The 16,186-nt window shown below is 71.3% G+C and carries 25 protein-coding genes; 1 reads left to right on the plus strand and 24 read right to left on the minus strand.

All coding sequences use genetic code 11. From position 1 onward, the window contains the following. Nucleotides 1-2: 2 nt before the first annotated feature. From ACGFYH_RS09360 to ACGFYH_RS09400, 9 genes are all read right to left on the minus strand, one after another. Entirely contained in the window at nucleotides 3-407 is a 405-nt protein-coding gene (locus ACGFYH_RS09360) for a hypothetical protein (RefSeq protein WP_393802513.1), read from the minus strand. A 61-nt stretch (nucleotides 408-468) separates the two neighbouring features. Then, nucleotides 469-1,809, minus strand: a complete 1,341-nt coding sequence (locus tag ACGFYH_RS09365; RefSeq protein ID WP_393802514.1) for a hypothetical protein — start codon at nucleotides 1,807-1,809, stop codon at nucleotides 469-471. Nucleotides 1,810-1,813: 4 nt separating this feature from the next. Then, entirely contained in the window at nucleotides 1,814-1,963 is a 150-nt protein-coding gene (locus ACGFYH_RS09370; RefSeq protein ID WP_393802515.1) for a ribosomal-processing cysteine protease Prp, read from the minus strand. Between the two features lie 35 nt (nucleotides 1,964-1,998). Continuing rightward, nucleotides 1,999-2,727: a hypothetical protein gene (locus tag ACGFYH_RS09375; protein WP_393802516.1), complete on the minus strand. Its 729-nt coding sequence runs from the start codon at nucleotides 2,725-2,727 to the stop codon at nucleotides 1,999-2,001. A 68-nt stretch (nucleotides 2,728-2,795) separates the two neighbouring features. Further along, a complete protein-coding gene (locus ACGFYH_RS09380; protein WP_393802517.1) occupies nucleotides 2,796-3,812 on the minus strand; it encodes a hypothetical protein in 1,017 nt (338 codons plus the stop codon). After that, a complete protein-coding gene (locus ACGFYH_RS09385) occupies nucleotides 3,796-5,241 on the minus strand; it encodes a phage portal protein (RefSeq protein WP_393802518.1) in 1,446 nt (481 codons plus the stop codon). The genes ACGFYH_RS09380 and ACGFYH_RS09385 overlap by 17 nt, the downstream gene beginning before the upstream one ends. A 14-nt stretch (nucleotides 5,242-5,255) precedes the next feature. After that, complete coding sequence (locus ACGFYH_RS09390; RefSeq protein ID WP_393802519.1) at nucleotides 5,256-6,911, minus strand: terminase; 1,656 nt, start codon at nucleotides 6,909-6,911, stop codon at nucleotides 5,256-5,258. Between the two features lie 3 nt (nucleotides 6,912-6,914). Continuing rightward, the gene (locus ACGFYH_RS09395) at nucleotides 6,915-7,529 is read right to left on the minus strand and encodes a hypothetical protein (RefSeq protein ID WP_393802520.1); all 615 of its coding nucleotides are present in this window, start codon (nucleotides 7,527-7,529) and stop codon (nucleotides 6,915-6,917) included. 412 nt (nucleotides 7,530-7,941) lie between these two features. Then, a complete protein-coding gene (locus ACGFYH_RS09400; protein WP_393802521.1) occupies nucleotides 7,942-8,331 on the minus strand; it encodes a holin in 390 nt (129 codons plus the stop codon). 126 nt (nucleotides 8,332-8,457) lie between these two features. On the opposite strand from ACGFYH_RS09400, the gene ACGFYH_RS09405 reads away from it, so the two are divergent. Next, a complete protein-coding gene (locus tag ACGFYH_RS09405; RefSeq protein ID WP_393802522.1) occupies nucleotides 8,458-8,589 on the plus strand; it encodes a hypothetical protein in 132 nt (43 codons plus the stop codon). A gap of 6 nt (nucleotides 8,590-8,595) precedes the next feature. Here the strand turns inward: ACGFYH_RS09405 and ACGFYH_RS09410 are convergent, their stop codons facing one another. The 15 genes from ACGFYH_RS09410 to ACGFYH_RS09480 form a co-directional block, all read right to left on the minus strand. Further along, entirely contained in the window at nucleotides 8,596-8,826 is a 231-nt protein-coding gene (locus ACGFYH_RS09410) for a hypothetical protein (protein ID WP_393802523.1), read from the minus strand. A 77-nt stretch (nucleotides 8,827-8,903) separates the two neighbouring features. Continuing rightward, entirely contained in the window at nucleotides 8,904-9,245 is a 342-nt protein-coding gene (locus ACGFYH_RS09415; RefSeq protein ID WP_393802524.1) for a hypothetical protein, read from the minus strand. Nucleotides 9,246-9,260: 15 nt separating this feature from the next. Then, on the minus strand, nucleotides 9,261-9,500 hold the full coding sequence (locus ACGFYH_RS09420) for a hypothetical protein (protein WP_393802525.1): 240 nt from the start codon (nucleotides 9,498-9,500) through the stop codon (nucleotides 9,261-9,263). Next, nucleotides 9,500-9,829, minus strand: a complete 330-nt coding sequence (locus ACGFYH_RS09425; RefSeq protein WP_393802526.1) for a hypothetical protein — start codon at nucleotides 9,827-9,829, stop codon at nucleotides 9,500-9,502. The genes ACGFYH_RS09420 and ACGFYH_RS09425 overlap by 1 nt, the downstream gene beginning before the upstream one ends. Before the next feature lie 21 nt (nucleotides 9,830-9,850). Continuing rightward, nucleotides 9,851-10,102, minus strand: coding sequence for a MerR family DNA-binding transcriptional regulator (locus tag ACGFYH_RS09430; protein WP_393802527.1), 252 nt, complete (start codon nucleotides 10,100-10,102; stop codon nucleotides 9,851-9,853). 102 nt (nucleotides 10,103-10,204) lie between these two features. Next, a complete protein-coding gene (locus ACGFYH_RS09435) occupies nucleotides 10,205-10,507 on the minus strand; it encodes a hypothetical protein (RefSeq protein ID WP_393802528.1) in 303 nt (100 codons plus the stop codon). Further along, nucleotides 10,504-10,953 (minus strand): hypothetical protein, encoded by a 450-nt coding sequence (locus ACGFYH_RS09440; RefSeq protein ID WP_393802529.1) that lies wholly within the window; start codon nucleotides 10,951-10,953, stop codon nucleotides 10,504-10,506. The genes ACGFYH_RS09435 and ACGFYH_RS09440 overlap by 4 nt, the downstream gene beginning before the upstream one ends. 197 nt (nucleotides 10,954-11,150) lie before the next feature. Continuing rightward, nucleotides 11,151-11,324: a hypothetical protein gene (locus ACGFYH_RS09445; protein ID WP_393802530.1), complete on the minus strand. Its 174-nt coding sequence runs from the start codon at nucleotides 11,322-11,324 to the stop codon at nucleotides 11,151-11,153. A 132-nt stretch (nucleotides 11,325-11,456) separates the two neighbouring features. Next, the gene (locus ACGFYH_RS09450; protein WP_393802531.1) at nucleotides 11,457-12,050 is read right to left on the minus strand and encodes a hypothetical protein; all 594 of its coding nucleotides are present in this window, start codon (nucleotides 12,048-12,050) and stop codon (nucleotides 11,457-11,459) included. Continuing rightward, the gene (locus tag ACGFYH_RS09455; protein WP_393802532.1) at nucleotides 12,047-12,559 is read right to left on the minus strand and encodes a hypothetical protein; all 513 of its coding nucleotides are present in this window, start codon (nucleotides 12,557-12,559) and stop codon (nucleotides 12,047-12,049) included. The genes ACGFYH_RS09450 and ACGFYH_RS09455 overlap by 4 nt, the downstream gene beginning before the upstream one ends. Further along, entirely contained in the window at nucleotides 12,556-13,194 is a 639-nt protein-coding gene (locus tag ACGFYH_RS09460; protein ID WP_393802533.1) for a hypothetical protein, read from the minus strand. The genes ACGFYH_RS09455 and ACGFYH_RS09460 overlap by 4 nt, the downstream gene beginning before the upstream one ends. Then, nucleotides 13,191-14,147, minus strand: a complete 957-nt coding sequence (locus ACGFYH_RS09465) for a DUF2637 domain-containing protein (protein WP_393802534.1) — start codon at nucleotides 14,145-14,147, stop codon at nucleotides 13,191-13,193. Before ACGFYH_RS09465 ends, ACGFYH_RS09460 begins: the two co-directional genes overlap by 4 nt. Before the next feature lie 139 nt (nucleotides 14,148-14,286). Further along, a complete protein-coding gene (locus ACGFYH_RS09470; RefSeq protein WP_393802535.1) occupies nucleotides 14,287-14,433 on the minus strand; it encodes a hypothetical protein in 147 nt (48 codons plus the stop codon). Further along, nucleotides 14,430-15,944, minus strand: coding sequence for a glycosyltransferase family 2 protein (locus ACGFYH_RS09475; RefSeq protein ID WP_393802536.1), 1,515 nt, complete (start codon nucleotides 15,942-15,944; stop codon nucleotides 14,430-14,432). The genes ACGFYH_RS09470 and ACGFYH_RS09475 overlap by 4 nt, the downstream gene beginning before the upstream one ends. Then, nucleotides 15,941-16,111, minus strand: a complete 171-nt coding sequence (locus ACGFYH_RS09480; RefSeq protein ID WP_393802537.1) for a hypothetical protein — start codon at nucleotides 16,109-16,111, stop codon at nucleotides 15,941-15,943. The genes ACGFYH_RS09475 and ACGFYH_RS09480 overlap by 4 nt, the downstream gene beginning before the upstream one ends. Between the last annotated feature and the right edge of the window lie 75 nt (nucleotides 16,112-16,186).

The following is a 16,186-nucleotide window of genomic DNA, read 5'->3' on the forward strand; positions in this document are numbered from 1 at the left end:
CGCTACTCGCCAGCGATCTTGGCGAGCTGCTTCACCAGCGTCGACCGCGGCTTGTCCGAGGCTTCCTCCTGGCGCAGCGCCTCAGCTGCCCGTTCCTGGTCCTCGCCGACCCAGGTGAGGACGTCGGCGACCGGAGCGTCGATGTCCAGCTCGTCGCCGGACAGTGGAGGCGGAGGCGGCTCGGTCGGTGTGCCGGTGCCCAGTGGAGGAATCTCGACGACGCTCACCGGTTGCTTGCCCCCGCCGGCGTCCGGCTCAGGGGAATCGTCCTCGAGGACGGTCACCTTCTTCCGAGCGCCGCGCGCGAGGAGTCCGGCGAGGTCGCCGGTGACGATCTGCCCGGCTTCGAGTGGTGTGGGTACGTGGCCGTAAAAGACCTTGAAGTTCTCGTTGACGATGACGCGCACGAGACCTCCCCTTTCGTCTGTGGCCGGGGCCCAGCCGGTGGGGCTGGGCCCGGGGCGGAGGTCAGTTGGCGCTGTGCTCCAGCATCACGGCCCGCTTGAAGAGGGCCGGGTCGTTGTTGGCGAGCGAGTCCGAGGGGACGCCGTAGTCGCCGACCCACGACCAGGTCGTGGACACGTTCTGCTGGTAGCGGTCCTGCGGCGGACGCACGATCCGGGCGACGTCGACGCCGGGGGCCACGTTGATCATGGCGATCTCGGGAACATCGTTGACGCCGGTCTCGGTGAGGAGGTCGGAGATCCCCTCGAACGGAGCGGCGACCAGGGCGCCGGAGCCCATGACGATCGGCCGGTGCACGGTCGCGGCCAGGTCCTCGTGCCCGGTCGTGGCCGAAGTGAGGTACGGGACCTCCTCGTTGCGGACCCAGACGATGCCGCCGAACACGCCGATGGCGAGGTCACGGTAGGTCTCGGAGTCGGCGCGGCCGCGGTAGAGGTTCTGGAACTCGGTGTCCTCGAACAGCTGCGACTCCGTCACCGAGTCGATGTGGGCGACGTAGTTGCTGCCCTCGGCCGCGGGCACGCTCATGCGCCGTAGCCGGGCGACAGCGGCCCGGAAGTGCGAGAACTTGATCAGGTCGCCGGTCCCGACGTCGTACGCCGAGTCGTTGCCCGTACCGGCCCGCACGACGTACGGGGCCTGTGAGGAGACGACGGCCTCACCGGTGACGTCGGCTCGGGCCGTGCCCAGGGTCAGCGTGCTGGTTCCGGTGTTGACGCCGGTCACCGTGTTGTCGACACCGTCGACGGTGATGGTCAGCGGCGTCGACGCGCTGACCGCGGTGGGCACGCCGTCGACGAGGACGTGCGTGAAGCCGTCCACCGAGGCGACGACCATGCTGGTGTCGGACGTGCCGTCGGTCTTCACGAAGGTGCGGCCGCCGGCGTATCCGCTGTAGAGCTTGTTGCGGGCCAGCCGGTTGAGGGTCTGGCCGGCGTGGATGCCGAGGCGGCCGACGTCGTTGAGGTACTTCGACGCCTGCGTCATCTTCGACTGCAGCAGGTCGGTGTCGATGGACTTGCCGTACTGGTCCATCACCACTTCCCACTGCTCGATGCTGTAGGTGCCGGTGGACGCGTCGGAACCGGTGGTCGGGGTGGGGTCCGGTGTCATGAGCCCGTTACGGGTCATGATCTTCCGGGTGCCCTTGGCGCCCTGCCACGGCTCGACGTCCGCGACCTGTGCGAACAGCAACTCGGGCGCGAGCGACTCGCGGAACATGCCGTCGAGCAGGCCGTTCTGCATGATGGCGCGGATCGCCGCGGGCAGAGTCGTCCGGATGTCGTGCCGGTCGAGCCGGAACCACGACCGCGCACGCGGGCGCGCGAGGGTGCTGGTGTTCATGCGGTTACTCCTGGGTGATGTCGACGGACACAAGGTCCGGATGCTGCTCGCCCACAACCTGCAGGCCGAGCAGCGCGGTTTGGATGATGGCCGATACCGCCGCGCACACCCGGCCGTCTTCGACGTGGCCTTCATGGCCGTCGACCTCGATCACGGTGCGGCCGTCGCCCAGTCGGGCACGGACGTGGATCATCCGCGCAGGCGCACGCCGTACTTGGCGAGTTCGCCCTTGAGGGTCGAGCGGTCGGCGCTGCTGTAGTCGGCGGGCTGCTTGCTGTCCCGCGGGCCCTGGCTCGGGTCCGGGCGCGGCCCCTTCTTGCCCGGGTCGGGCTCCGGGTCAGTGGAGGCCGTCTGCTTGCGCAGGTGCGGCTTCCTGTCGAGGAGTTCGGTGAGGTCCGCCTTGATCGTCTCGGCGTCGACGTCGCCGTCCGCGGTGGAGTAGCCGGCCATCTTCTCCTGCAGATGCACCAGCGCGTCGTCCGCGTCCGCGAAGTCCGCGGCAAGTGACCTCACCTCGGCCTTGACCGCGCGTGCGGTGGCGGCCTTGCTGGTGGCCTCGGCGCGTTCTGCCCTTGCGACGGCCCGCTCGAGCTCGCTCTTGTCCCGGTCCTCGAAATCCTGCACCTTCGCGGCCAGGTCGTCGGCGCGCTTCTTCTCGGCGGCCGCCGCCCGCTTCGCGTCGGCGCGCTCCTTCTTCATCGCGTCGAGGGCCTTCTTCCCGGCGTCGCCGAGCTGGTCGGCGCCCTCCGGGTCGTCGGCCGGATCGGGGTCCGGGTCCGGGTCGGCCGGGTCTTTCGGGTCCGCCGGCGGATCCGCGGGATCTGCCGGGTCGGCGGGGTCAGGGTCGTCGTGGCGGTTCAGCTGGAACCAGCCCGCGCTGTGCGCAGCGGACAGCCAGCTCTGGCGGGTTGTCTTCATGATGGGTCTCCCGTTGCGGGGGAAAGAGGGGCGGCCGGGCGTTGCGCCAGGCCGGTGTGGGACAGCGGCTACACGATGTAGCCGTAGCGGCGAAGCAGCCGCAGCTCCTCGGCGCGGACACCGTCCGCGAGTCGGAAGATCTCTTCAGGCATCAGCCGGGGCGACCGCTCCGAGCGGTAGTACCGCGCCGACGTGGCCTGCCCGAACCGCTGCCCGGCGAACCGGCGCGTCGGGTCACCGGCCCTTGCACGGGACCGGCCGTACACGCTGCGCCGGGTGGCGCCCTCGTGGGTGACCTGCAGAGTCCGCCGGTAGATGTGCACGGTGTCCATGCCACGACGGGCGTTGACGACCTGGCCGAGGTCGGCGCCGGCCCGGATCGCCCGGGCCCCGTCGACCGTGAACACTCGCGACTGCTGCGTCGGGCTGAGCTGCGCGAACAGCTGCTCCGGCGTGGGGATGCCGGGCCAGTCCTTCTCCGCCAGCGGCAGAATCTCGCAGTCGCAGTTCGGATGCCGTCGAAACCCCTCCGAGCGGGGGTAGATCTGCCCGGCCAGGACGATGCATCGCGAGCACGCCGGCAGCTGCACCACCCGGACGTACGCCACGCACGACCTGGTCGTCGCCATCCCCACCTGGTCCGCGCCGCGTGCAGTGTCGGCGATCGCTGTGGCGGTGTACATGGACATGTCCGCCAGACCGCCGACCATCGCTTCCTCCGGATCGAGGCCGGCGGCGATCCGCCGCCGCACGCCGATCGCCGGCAGATACAGCAGCGACTCCAGCGGGCCCCCGCCCGGAGCCAGCCCGGCGAACGCAGCCGACACCAGCGTCGCGTCCGGCAGCGAACTGGCGCCCTGCGCGGTCATCTGCGCCGCGATGTACGCGGCCGCCGAGTCCGCCACGCTGAGCTGCCCGGCCAGCACGGCCGCCGCGATCATCGCGCCGGCCTCGTCCTGCAGCGCGTCCTCGACCGTGTCGGCGGTCAGCGTCCGCCACACCGCCTGGATTTGCTCGATGATCGCCCTGATCGTCGCCGACACCAGGTCGTACCGGCCGCGGGCGAGCTCAGGCGGCGTTTCCACTGGACACCTCCGGAGGCTCCTCCACCTCCGGGTCATCCGGATCCGGGTCCGGCTCTGGCTTGGTGCCGAACAGCGGGGTCACGTCGCCGGCAGCGAGGCGCTGCATCACCTGCTGCGCCACTCGCTCGTCCTCTTCCTCCATGCGCGCGATCTGGACCTGGGTGTAGCCGAGGTCCTCGCGGGTCTGCCGCAGCGGCACGATCTTCGCCTGGTGCTTCTTCACCGCGGCGTCGGCGGCCTGCGCCACCGTCGGCGTGGAAGCGTCCCGCCAGATCGTCTCCAGCGCGGTCACCTCCGGCTCGACCTCGCCGTTCTTCACGAGAAGTACGAGCCGCATGACCCGCTCCCACGTCCCGCCCCACGACCTCTGCTTCCGCTCGGCCCGCTTGACCAGCCGCGCCTCGGAGCTGCGGATCGCGTCCGCCGAGGCAGGGTTGGCCGTGCTGTAGCCGAGGAAGTGCGGCGGCATGCCCGTCAACGACGCGACCAGCTGGGCGAGCTGGTTGATCGTCGAGTGGAAGTTCTTCAGGTCCGCCTCGGGGAACTGGATGACGTCCGCGCCGTCGTCCTTCCGGCTCTTCTCGGTGGTCCAGATCCGGCCGGCGATCCGCGACCACACGGAGAGCTTCCGGCCGTTCTCGTCGACGAAGTCGTCCTCACCGAACCCGAACGCCACACGGCGTGGCGTGGCGTGGTATTCGGCGGACACCATCATGTCGGTGGCGATCTTGCAGGCGGCGTCGGACAGCGGGATGACGTCGGCCAGCTCGCTGATGCCGTTGCGGTGCTTCAGCCGGGTGCGGTTCCCGAGGACCTCGACGAGGACCTCGCCCAGCTTGTGGTCGTCGCGCTCGTTGTCCGGGTCCTCGACCCAGACGCCGTCCTTGCCCTTCAGCCACCACACGGTGGAGTTCGGCAGGTACAGCGTGGCGTGGTCTACCTCGTCCTGGCCCTCGCCCTCGCACCACCGCTTCACCGCGGCCGCGACGTTCCGCGTCCGCGGGTCGTGCTCGGCGAACATGTCGAGGGCCGACTCGACGGTAACGATCGGCGTGTCCGGGTCCTTCTCGTTCGTCCCGACCACGACGTACGCCCGGCGCATCACCAGCGCGTCCAAGTGCCCTTGCTGGGACTGCTCGTCCAAGTCGTTGGCCTGCCAGATCCGCCACAACTCCTCGTCGGCCAGCGCCTGACCCGGCAGCCGGAACCCCTCGACATCCAGGCGCTCCTCGATGGAGTCGACGACCAGGCGCGGCCAGTTGATCACAACCTGCCGCACGTGATCTTCCAGCTCACGCTGCAACTCCGGATGCATGTACGACAGAGGCTGCTTGCCCTCGTAGTACGCGTCCAGCTTCCTGAGCTCGCCCAGCTCCTTGTCATGGCAGTCGACCAGATGGGTCAGCCACTCCAGCTCGGTGCGCTCCACAGCTCACCTCGCTCTCACCGCACGACCATGGACGACTTCTTCTTCGGCTTATTCATGCCGGCTGCGATCGCGTCGCGGTACGCCTCCCACGACAGGCAGCCAGCCATCGCCCCGTCCATGGACAGCGGCGACTGGTGCCGTTCCTTCTCGATCACCCACAGCGGCTTGCCCTGCTCATCGAGCATCTTCAGCTTCTTCTTACGGGCGTTCGCGACATGCTGCGCGTACACCTCGTGCCCGGAGTGGGTCAGCGCTCCGGACTTCATCGCCCCGTCGTAGGCGCGCAGCGAGTACGCCATGGCCTTGAGCCTGTTGGTCCACCACTTCGTGACCCGCTTCTCACCCCACCGGCCCTGCCACGTGGTGACCAGACCCTCCCAGTACGGCGGGTCGACGTAGGCGCGCACCACTTCCCAGGCCTCAAAGGCCTCCACCATGACGGCGTCGACCTCATCGGCCGGCGTCTCCCACTGCTGATCCGGGTCGTCGCCCTCGTTGGCCCCGGGAGGGGCCTCCCAGATCCCGAGCGGCCACTGGAACCCCGTCGCCAAGTGAGTCGCGATGAGCGCCGTGGCGTCGCGGAACTGAGCGCCGTCGAAGCCGATCGTGATCCGCTCGCCCTTCTCCGGCAGCGCCTGGTCCGGCCGGGCCAGATCCACCCACCGCTCCACCGAGAACGCCTGGCGGCCGGCCTGCACCCGACGGTTCAGCCAGACCCGCTCCCAGTACGCCCGGTCGGTGTCCGGCGCGTTGTACAGGGAGACGACCGCGTCGACCTGGCCCTCGAAGTCCGGCCACTTAGCGATGCTCGGCCCGGACGCCTCCCGCACCGCGGCCCGGATCGTGTCGTCGTCGGAGAGGTCCTCGTCCGGCCGCGGGGTCGCCTCCCGGTGGAAGAAGAACAGCGTCCGGTCCTTCGACTTCCCCGACGCGACCAGCTCGGCGAACTCGTGCGTACCTTGCGCCACACTGCCCTCGCCGGGCGTGTACGTCGTGGTCGTCTCCAGCGTCCACGGATCGAACAGCATGATCTTCGGGATATTCCCCAGCATCGTCTGGTGCGTCTGACGGTGCCGGGGCAGCGTGAACCGGTGGGTCTCGTCGAAGTGCTGGAACGTCGTACGGGCACCATCACGCGCATCGGGCGACGACGCGAGCGGCACCGCCCGGCCCATACCGTCCCACCGCATGATGCGGTCCAGGCCCGGGTCGAACAGGTCCGCGTCCGGCCCCTCCGACACGATCGCCAGCAGCGCCGCGTAGGCGAGCTCCTCGGTCTGCTCCTCGGTGTAGGCGACCATCGGGATGTACGGGTCCGACACCGGCACACCGACCGGCTCGCCATCCGCATCGAACCCGTCGCACCGCACCGGCCCCTCAGGGTGCAACTCGGCAAATGCCACCGCGGCGGCCAGCTCGGTCTTCGCCGTGCCCTTGCGCACCGACAGCCCGACGCGCTTGAAGCGGCGCTTGCCCGCACGAGGGTGCCCCTGCGGATACACCTCGTACCAGCTGTAGATCAGCGCACGCTTCTCCGCGTCCAGCCGGTACGGCCGGCCGCGCAGGGCGCCCGGCCCGTGGATGGCCCGCTCCTCGAGCAGGTCACACACCTGAGGTCCCAGCGTCGGCCACAGCTCGCCGTCCGGCCTGGGCACCATCAGGACGCCCACGATCTACTCCACCACGTGCAGGGTGGCCCGCGGATCGTCCGGCCGCGGCCGTCGGCTGGTCGTCGCCGGCCGCCGCTTGCGCGACGCCGGCTTCACGTCGTCCGCCTCGGCGATCTTCCACCGCAGACGCAGCATCGCCAGCGGCGTCAACCCGAGCCGGTCACCCAACTGCCTGGCCTCCTTGGCCGCGTCCAGGTCGCCAGCCTCCGCACGGGACTTCCACCGCACGTACTGCGCCACCTCACGCGACCACTTCAACTGCTCCCACATCACGGCCTGCGGCGTCCGCCACAGATCACGCCACAGCTCACCTTCGAGCTGCTGCTGCGCCTCGAGCTGCTTGGTCAGGATGAGCGCGGCCTCGCGTCCGGCGTCTGCCTTCTTCTCGGCGGCCGCCTTGGCCCGGCCCTTGAGGTCTGGTTCGAGGAGAGCCAGCTCGAGCTCGGCGGCCTTGCGCAGCGCCTGGTCGCGGCGGGCGGTGAGGACGACGTCGTCGAGGAGGGGCCACTTCGGTGTGCGGCCCTTCCGCCCTTCGGCGGGCAGCGGTGTCATGGCGACGGTGGCGTTGCGCCGGCGTCGCGCTCCTTCCGGCTTGGGGGCCGGTCCCATTCCACCCATGAGGTGTCCTTCCGGAGCCGTTGCGGCGGGAAGAGGCCGCGGCGTTGCGCCGGGGCCGGCGGTACTCGGTGGGGCTCGACGCGTCGAGCGGGGGTCCCCAGACCCGTACAGCCAGAAGTTGCCCTCCCCCGCGGTCTCCTGCGCGCGCCCGCCTGCGGGTGCGCCCCCACCCGCGCGCGTGCCCGGGCGGGCGCGCGACGGCCGGAATGATCATGGCGTTGCGCTGTGATCGTGATCGGCGGCGGCCGCGGGCGGCCGGCGAGTGGGCTTGGAGCGCGGCTCGCGAGTGAGTTGGTCAGCTCGCGGGCGCTGTGAGGCTCGGGCTGAGGCCGTGAGCTGGCCTGTGGTCGGCCCGCTGTGCCCTGCTGCCTGCCTGCACGGGGCTGGCAGGGGAGAGGAGGAGGCGTGAGGGTCAGGCGTGGTCGGCGGCCCAGCCGCCGGGCTGATGGCGCGCAGTCTCGCTGCTGTGGCACGGACCGCACAGGCCTCGGCCGTGGCGTGGATCGTCAGGGTCCTCGCCAGCGGCGGCCAGCTCCCGCCGGCTGCGGGGATGGTGGTCGGCGTGGAGGGACGGCTCACCACACGGGTCGCCGTGGCCGTGGCCGGTCTCGGTACACACACAGGACGGGTCGCGTGCCAGGACGGCAGTACGGAACTGCCGGCGGTGGCGGGTGCCGTAGCCACGCTGGGCTGCCGTACCGCGGCGCTGCTCTGCCTCGGCGCGGCAGCCGGGGCACCGGCCGCCCTGGGTGTACTCGGGGCAGCCTGGTGTGGTGCAGATGGACATCGCACGTCTGGCCACGGTGACCACCTCCTGCGGGATACGGTGCCGGGCGTGGGGGCAGGGGGCCCCTGTGATGAGGGGGGTGGTGTCGTGGCCGGAGGGTGCCGTGACTGCCAGACGTGCACGATGTCGTGGATCGCTCGTATGGGGCGTCACACGCTGTATCTGTTCACGCTGTCCTGGCTAGTGAAGCCGGTGTTCCTGCGGACGTGTCCGCAGTGCAAGCACATGATGGGCCGGCACCAGCGGCGGCGGGACGGCTCGTTCCAGGACTGACCGGGTCTACGGCGGGGGTGTGCCGGCGGTGTCGGCGCGGTACTTGGCGAGGGCGGCCTGGACGCCGTCCTCGCCTCCGTCGTTGGAGTCCAGGCGTTCGATGGCACACCACAGTTCGGAGAGCCGTCCGATGCGTACCTCGGCTCGGGTCTCCCACTGCCGGAAGAGGACCAGGAGTTCCTCGGTCTCTCGTGCGGCGTCCTGGGCGTAACCGAGGCGGGCGAGCCGGGCGGCCATGTCTTCGAGGTCGTGGCGGTGTGCTTGGAGGTCCTAGAGGTCGACCGCGGCGAACAGGTAGTTGTAGCTGCCGCCGCTCACCGGGGCGATCCGATCCTGGTCTGCTCGAGGCCGCGGTGGGTCTGGTCGGCGAGTGCGGTGCTGTCCACGTCGGTGAGGCTGTCGACGTGGATGTTCACGGTCGGGGTGACGTAGTCGGACACGTCGTTGGCGGGGATCTCGACGGTGTCCTCGAAGCACAGGATGGCCTGGGCGCCGAGGTCGGCCTTGAGTGCCTCATGGAGGGGGCGCTGGCCGCTGTCGCTGTCGTAGGCGAGGGACTGGTACGTCGTCTCGTTGGCCTGGTCGATGACGAGGGCGGACGGGGGGCGTTCGTCGGAGGCGCCTTCGGGGAGGGGGAGGATCTGGATGCGCGGCATGCGGGTTGCCTGCTCTCAGGTGTCGTCGGTGGATGCTTCGGTGTAGCCGCTGTTCTCGATGTTCTGGGCGGCGGTGATCATGCCGAGGGCTGTGATCCAGTCGAGGGACTCGGAGCGGCGGTGGACGAGGGAGACGGTGCCGTCTGCCTTCACGATCTTGAGGATGACGAAGGCGTCGGTGGGGAGGTCGCCTTCGTCGAGGTCGGCGCGTGTGCCGAGCGCGTCGATGATCGAGCCGAGCTTCTGTTCGGCCATCAGATGGCGAGGGCGGTGAGCTTCAGTTCGGCGTTGTCGACGTCGACCTCGAGCTGGGCGCCGTAGGCGTCGGTGGGGAAGGGGCCGACGTAGAGGCTGGCCTCGGTGGCGACGCTGACGGTGCGGGGTGTGACGGTCTGTCCGTCGATGAGGCCGCGTACGTGGAGGGTGAGGGTGCGGGCGACGGTGGTGCCGGCGTTTCGTACGAGGAGGATCACGCGGCCGTTGTTCGAGATGACGTGGTTGTTGACGGCGTCGCCGTTGGCCTCGGCGGGCGGTGCGACGCCGGCGCGGGTGACGGCGGTCAGGGGTATGGCGGTGCGGGCCACGACGGGCCTCCTTGGTCTCGGTCAGGCGACGCGGCGTATGGCGGCGGTGTTCTGACGGGCGGTGCGGTGGGCGGCGGCGATCTGCTGCTGGCTGTAGATGCGCCGGCCTCGCTCGTCGCGGCGCGCGCCGGTGAGGTGGCCGCGGCGTTCCCAGGAGTAGATCGTCTGGACGCTGCCGCCGATGAAGGCAGCGGCCTCGGCGACGGTGAACCAGATCCCGCCGGCGGCGTCTTCGCGGCCCTGGGCCGCGGTGCGGTCGTCGGGGTGGGGCATGTGATCACCCCCTGGAACGGCGAAACCCCCGCTCAGGGCGGGGGTCGTGTGGTGCGTGGGCACAAGTGTGCTGTTGGCACCGGATTATGCAGTGCTGATCGACTACGTGTCCAGCTCCGTGACCAGCAAGTTCAGATAGGCGCGCCGGAAGACGGGCTCGAGCTGCCGCATACGCGCGCGGCTCCGCGCCTGCATGCGCTCCTCGTGCTCGCGGTACGGGCGCAGCACCTCGGCGGTCGTCGGCCCCTGGAACAGAGCGGGGTCGTTGTGGTGCTCCTCGTCGAAGAAGCCGAGGGCGTAGCGCTGTACGAAGTGGGTGTACCGGGCGATCACAGTGCGCTGGTAGGCCTCGCGTCGTCGGCGTACGGCGCGGGCGGCGCGGTCGCGGTTCGGGTAGGGAGTCACGAGGCCAGGGTAGGCGCGGCGATGCCCGGGTGGACCAGTTCGTAGTGGGCGGCGTAGGCCTGCTCGAGACGGGCACGGTGGGCGTGGGCACGCTCCTCTGCTGCGGCTCCGATGGCCGCGGAGATCTCTTCTTCTGTGGTGCTGCTGAGGACTTCGGCGAGCGTGCTGCCCTTGGCCCGGGCGGGAAGCCGGACCGGTGGGATGGGGCCAGGGTCGGTGAACTCGTCGTGTGTCCAGCCGCAGTCACGGGGGCAGCGGAAGCGGGCGATGCCGGCGGTGCCCTGCTGTCTCGGGAAGGACGGCGGCGGGATGATCTCGGCGACGGGTACGGATACGCGGTGCCCGCACTCGCGCCAGGTGGCGGTGAAGGTCTCGGCGCCTTCCGGTAGCTCCAGGTCCATGCCGGACTGTGAGCGGAGGCAGAACGGGCACGTGTACGTGATCACGGGGAGGGTGTAGCGAAGCGCCTGGTGGACGCTGATGTCCGGGTACGTGATGGCGTCGCGGGTCTGTTCGAGGTACTGGGCCCACTGCTGTTGCGTCCACTGGGTGGTCGTCTGCTCGGGCGTGAGGTGAGTCTCCTACGGAAGGGCCCCGCCGCGACGGGGGTTTGCACGGCGGGGCCCGGTCCAGTGTGGCAGTGCTACCGCTGCTGGGTCTGCTGGTCGGCCTGCTCACGCGTGGCTCGGTCGGCCGCCGCGGTGTAGGTGGCGCGCTGCTCGGGGGTCCAGTCGGCGACTTGGCGCGGGAGGCTGTCGACGACCTTGTCCAGTGCCCTGGATGCGGGCTGCTGGTTCTTGCGGTTGAGGATGCCCATGATGGTGCTCCTGTCTCGTGTTCGGGATGGGACCGGGGCGGCCGGTTTGCTGGCAGGCGGGCGGCCGTCCCGGGGGAGATGGGCCCGTAGACGGGCGGTAGATCGCGGTAGACGATCGGGTAGACGTGCAGGTCAAGCGGCGGTAGACGAGGCGGTAGACGTCTGCGGGGCGGAGTCCTCGGAAGGGGTCTGGAGGTCGCGGCGCCGGACCCCCCAGGTGGGTACGCCGGCCACCTTCACCCGGAGGTCGTGGGGCACTCCCAGGCGCTGCAGGCACAGGCGCAGGTCGGTGACCGTGCGGCCCTCCCACTGGCCGTGCTCCTGGAGGTGGGCGAGGACGGTCCGCAGGTGCACGCCGGAGCCCTTCCCCATGAGGTCCAGGAGGAGGGTGCGCAGGGCCTCCGTGTCGGCCGCGGCGGAGTCCTCCTCGTCGGGGGTCTCGGGGGCGGTGGCGGGGGCCTGCTTCCCGGCGCGCCAGGCGGCGATGATCCAGGTGCCGGTGAGGAGCCAGAGGAGGTTGGGGAAGGCGCGGATGAGGCGCCACAGGAGGTAGCCGCCGAGGGTGAGGAGGGCGACGCGTGCCCAGCAGCCGAGGGCGGCTTGCCAGCCGGTGAGGTCGTCGCGGCGGGCGCGGCGTACCCAGGCGGCGGTGCGGGCGGCGAGGCGGCGGGCGAGGATGCCGGTGCCGGTGGTGAGGCGGTCGGCGGCGTTGTGGAGGCGGGTCACAGGATGTTCGCCCCCTCGGCCAGGGCGACGATGCCGTCGCCGACGCCGTTGAGCGCGCCGGGCAGCCAGTCGAGGGCCCCGGCACCGCCAGCAGTGAGGCAGACGACGGTGCCGACGAACGCGCCGCCCACGATCCTCCTGCGGTCCTTCTTGCCCGCGGCCTTCCAGGCGAGGCCGACGGCGAAGACGACGAGGGCGGCGACCAGGGCGCCGACGCCGATGAGGCCGGCCATCTGGCCGCTGCTGATCGTCTCGGTCTGGGTCGTGCCGGTCGCCGAGCGGCCGACGCTCTCGCCCGCCGAGTTGGCGACGGCGCCGGTGCGCTGGCGGGCCCAGCCGAGGATGCCGCCCGGGCAGGCCGCGGCGGCGGCCGCGGCGGCGAGGCCCTTGCCGAACGAGGCCAGTTGCTTCATCTCGCGGCCGCCGGTCCACCAGGGGCGGAGGTTGGCGTAGAGGATGAGGAGGGCGGCGAGGAGGCCGCCGAGGCTGGCGGTGGTGGTGCCGGTCATCGGGTGACTCCGGTGAGCAGGAGGATCGGGTCCCACCAGTCGAGGACGCCGAAGGCGCCCAGGGCGGCGGTGACGAACAGGAACCGCGGCACGGCCCGGTGGGTGCGCCGGTCCAGGACCCACGTGGCGGTGAGGGTGCCGGCGGCGACGACGTACGCGGCGAGGATCCCGGCCTCGAGGCGGAGCTGGTGGACGGCGGTGGACCAGAGGCCGACGGGGCTTTGCCCGGCGAGCCAGGGGGTGAGCGCGGCGAGGATCGCGACGACCATCCGCCAGGTGAACAGCCGCTCCCAGATGCGTTCCCACAGGCGGGGCTCGGGCTCCGGCTCGGGTACGGCGAGGAGGACCTCGTGGATGTGGTGGACGACCTGCGGCGGCGGTACCGGCTGAGGGGCGGCCGGGACGGGTGCGGCGGGCGGGGCGACCGGCGGGGGCGGGGGTGTGCGCCAGGGCGGGAGTTCGTCGGGCTCGGGCGGCCGGGCGGGCAGCGGGGCGCCGGCTGGTATGACGCGGGTCGGGGTGACGGGGCGCGGGGTGGGCTCGTGCATGGCGGGGTCCTGGTGGCCGAAGGGGCGGACGGACAGGGCGCGGAGGAACACGCGGACACGGTTCTCGTCCGCGCCCTGGGCGGTCATGAGGCGGTGCGCTCGATGCGGCGGCGTGTCCGGGCGACGGTGTCCGCGGGGACGTCCTGTCCGTGGACCTGGCGGACGTAGGACAGGACCTTGTCTTTGTCCGTGATGCCGGACGCGAGTGCTGTCCGTACGGTGTCCGCGACGGTCTGTCCGGGCGGGGCGATGGGGCGGACGGGCCGGACGGTCGGACGCGTTGACCTGCTGTCCTTCGTGTCCGGACGGCTGTCCGTGTCCTCGTCGAGGACGGTGCGGACGGTGTCTGTGTCCGTGTCGATTCCGGCGGCGGACAGGTGCCGGACGATCTCCTCGGCGTCCGCCTCGGGGAAGGTGTCGGCGGCTGCCCGGACAGCGGAGCGGACAGTCCCGTCCCGTCGCTTGTCCGGTCGGGTGTCCGTGTCCGGCGGGGTGAGCTGGTGTCCGGTCTGGACGGGGTCGAGGAGGTCGAGGCGGACACCGACCGCGCGGCGCAGCGTCTGCCAGGACCGGCCCGGGTACATGACCCAGCCGAGGAGCGGGATGTGTGGGAGGCGTTCGGCGACGAGGCCGCGGGCGGCGCGCTGCTCGTCGCGGATGTCGCGGCGGTGGAGTTCGAAGAGGAGCTCGACGCCGACGGAGAGGGAGGCGAACCCGGCGGCTGCGGGGAGGCCGCCGATGTCGTGGCCGTGGTTCCAGTTGAGGATGCCGGCGACGCCGACGAAGGCGATGAGGGCGAGGCGGGCGAGGCCGGCGGGGGTGCCGCGTTCGACGGCGCGGCGGGCGTAGGTGGCGCAGATGAGGCCGGCCGCGTCGAACATGACGGACAGGGGCCAGGCGAGGTTGGGGCCCATGCCCCAGCGCATGAGCTGGCCGGAGAGGGACCAGGCGGCGGCGACGAGGAGCATGCCGAGGACGAGGGCCCAGGCGAGGCGGATGGGCTGGGAGAGTCTGCGGCCGTTGGCGGCGGGTGTCTTCACGGTGGCTTCTCCGGTACGGGTCAGCGGCGACGACGGGAGCGGCGGGGGCGGGTGAACAGGGCGTTCAGCGCCGCGGCTGCCAGCGCGGCGGGCGCCAGGACGACGAGGAAGGCGACGGCGTACTCCACGGCGTGCTCCTTCACCGGCGGCGGTGGCGGCAGCGCCACGCGTACGCGGCGAGGACGGTGGTGACGAGGAACGGCCCGGGCTGCGCCGTGAGCAGGGCGACGACGGCGCACACCGTGAAGCCGTAGCGGGCGAGCGGGCTCGCGAGGTGGCGGCTCATCGGGCGGGCCAGGCGAGCTCGAGGGTGTTCTCGGTGTCCGGGTCCAACAGCTTGACGAGGGGGATCTCCAGCGTGTCGCTGCCCGACCGCGCCGCGGGCAGCGCGAGCGGGACGGCCGCGGCCTCGAGCGCCGGCGCGGCTCCGGTGAGGGAGACTTCGGCGCCGTTCTGGCGGGTGCCCCATCCAGTACGGGCGCAGGTGGCGACGCCCCACCAGCGCATTACGCGGAGCACTGTCCACGAGCCGACGACCGCGAGGGGCATCAGCAGCCAGGTCACCGCGCGGTGGCGCATGCGTTCGTCGGAGCGGATGACGCCGAGGTAGCGCAGGGCCTGGGCCCAGCCGATGAGGAACGGGACGATCAGGAAGCTGGCGGGTGGGGTGTTGCCATAGCGGAGGGGTTCGACGATCAGGAGCCAGGCGAGGACGACGGTGGACAGGGCGACCTGGAACCAGCGCAGGAGGTGGGCCCAGTAGGCGTAGCCGGTGACGGGGAGGTAGCGCATGCGCCATACGGAGCGGATGGTGGAGCCGCGCATCCACCGCATGTACATGCGGGCGAAGTGGCTGGCCTTCTCCGGCAGGGCGGTGAAGACCACGGCGCTCGGCTGCTGGACGGTGCGGCCGCGCAGCAGGGCGTAGAGGGTGAGGAGGCTGTCGTCGGAGAACTTGACGGGCCGGCCGAGGAACGTCTCGCCAAGGTAGCTGTCGAGGTTGTCCCGGACGACCGGCGCGCGGTAGGCGGCGAGGGGGCCGGAGTTGACGAGGACGGCGCCCATGGCGGACAGGGCGCTGCGGTCGGTGAGCTGCCCGGTCGTGAACCACAGGTCCGTGATCCGGGTGAGCAGGTTCGACCGGTGGTTGGTGGCGAGGACGATGCCGGCGACCGACTGCACGCGGGCCCGGGCGAAGGGGACGAGGATCTCGTCGATCGCGTTCGGCGCGAGGCAGGAGTCCGAGTCGACGGTGATGTAGACGTCCGCGTCAGGCGACGCTGCGACGCCGGCGGCCTGGGCGTGGCGCTTGCCCGCGTTCGCGGTGCGCCGCCAGGTGGTGGTGATGCCGGACTCGCGAGCGGCTGCTATCCACCAGGCGCGGACCTGGGCGTAGTCGCTGCTGGTGGATCCGTCGTCGACGACGTGGACGCTGTCCGGCCGGCGGGTCTGGGCGAGGAACGACTCGAGGCCGAGGCGCAGGTAGCCCTCGTCTTCGTTGTAGACGGGCAGGAGGACGGCCACGTTCAGCGCCTCGAGCTGGCGGTGGGCGCGCGGGCTGACCCGGCGGGGCCGCTCAACGTGGTACATGATCGTCTGCGAGAGCAGCAGCAGGAAAGTGACCGCCCAGACCGCGGCGAGGCGGGAGCCGGTCTCGTCGCCGTAGGTGGCGGCGGTGACGCCGTGGTGCGCGGCCCACAGTCCGGCGGCGACCAGGGTGATCGCGGCGGCGAGGACAGTGCCGGAGCGGTGGACGCGCGCGGCCAGCGGCGTACGGCGGGCGTCGGCGGTGGTCACTGTTGCCCCGCGTTCTTGCCGCGGCGGAAGCCGAAGCGGATCAGGCAGGCGCCGACGATGACGATGCCGGCGGCCGCGGCGAGGAGCCACCAGCCGGTGACGATGGCGCCGCCGACGGCGAGCGCGCCACCGATGCCGGTGCTGGCGAGACGGGCGTGGTCAGACACGAGGTGTCCCTTCTGGATCTTGGATGGTGGGTGGCCGGGCCGTGGGGGGAGGTTCGCGGCCCGGCCGGTCTGGTG

Origin of the sequence: Streptomyces sp. NPDC048392 (assembly GCF_043200575.1) — a bacterium.
GTDB lineage: Bacteria > Actinomycetota > Actinomycetes > Streptomycetales > Streptomycetaceae > Streptomyces.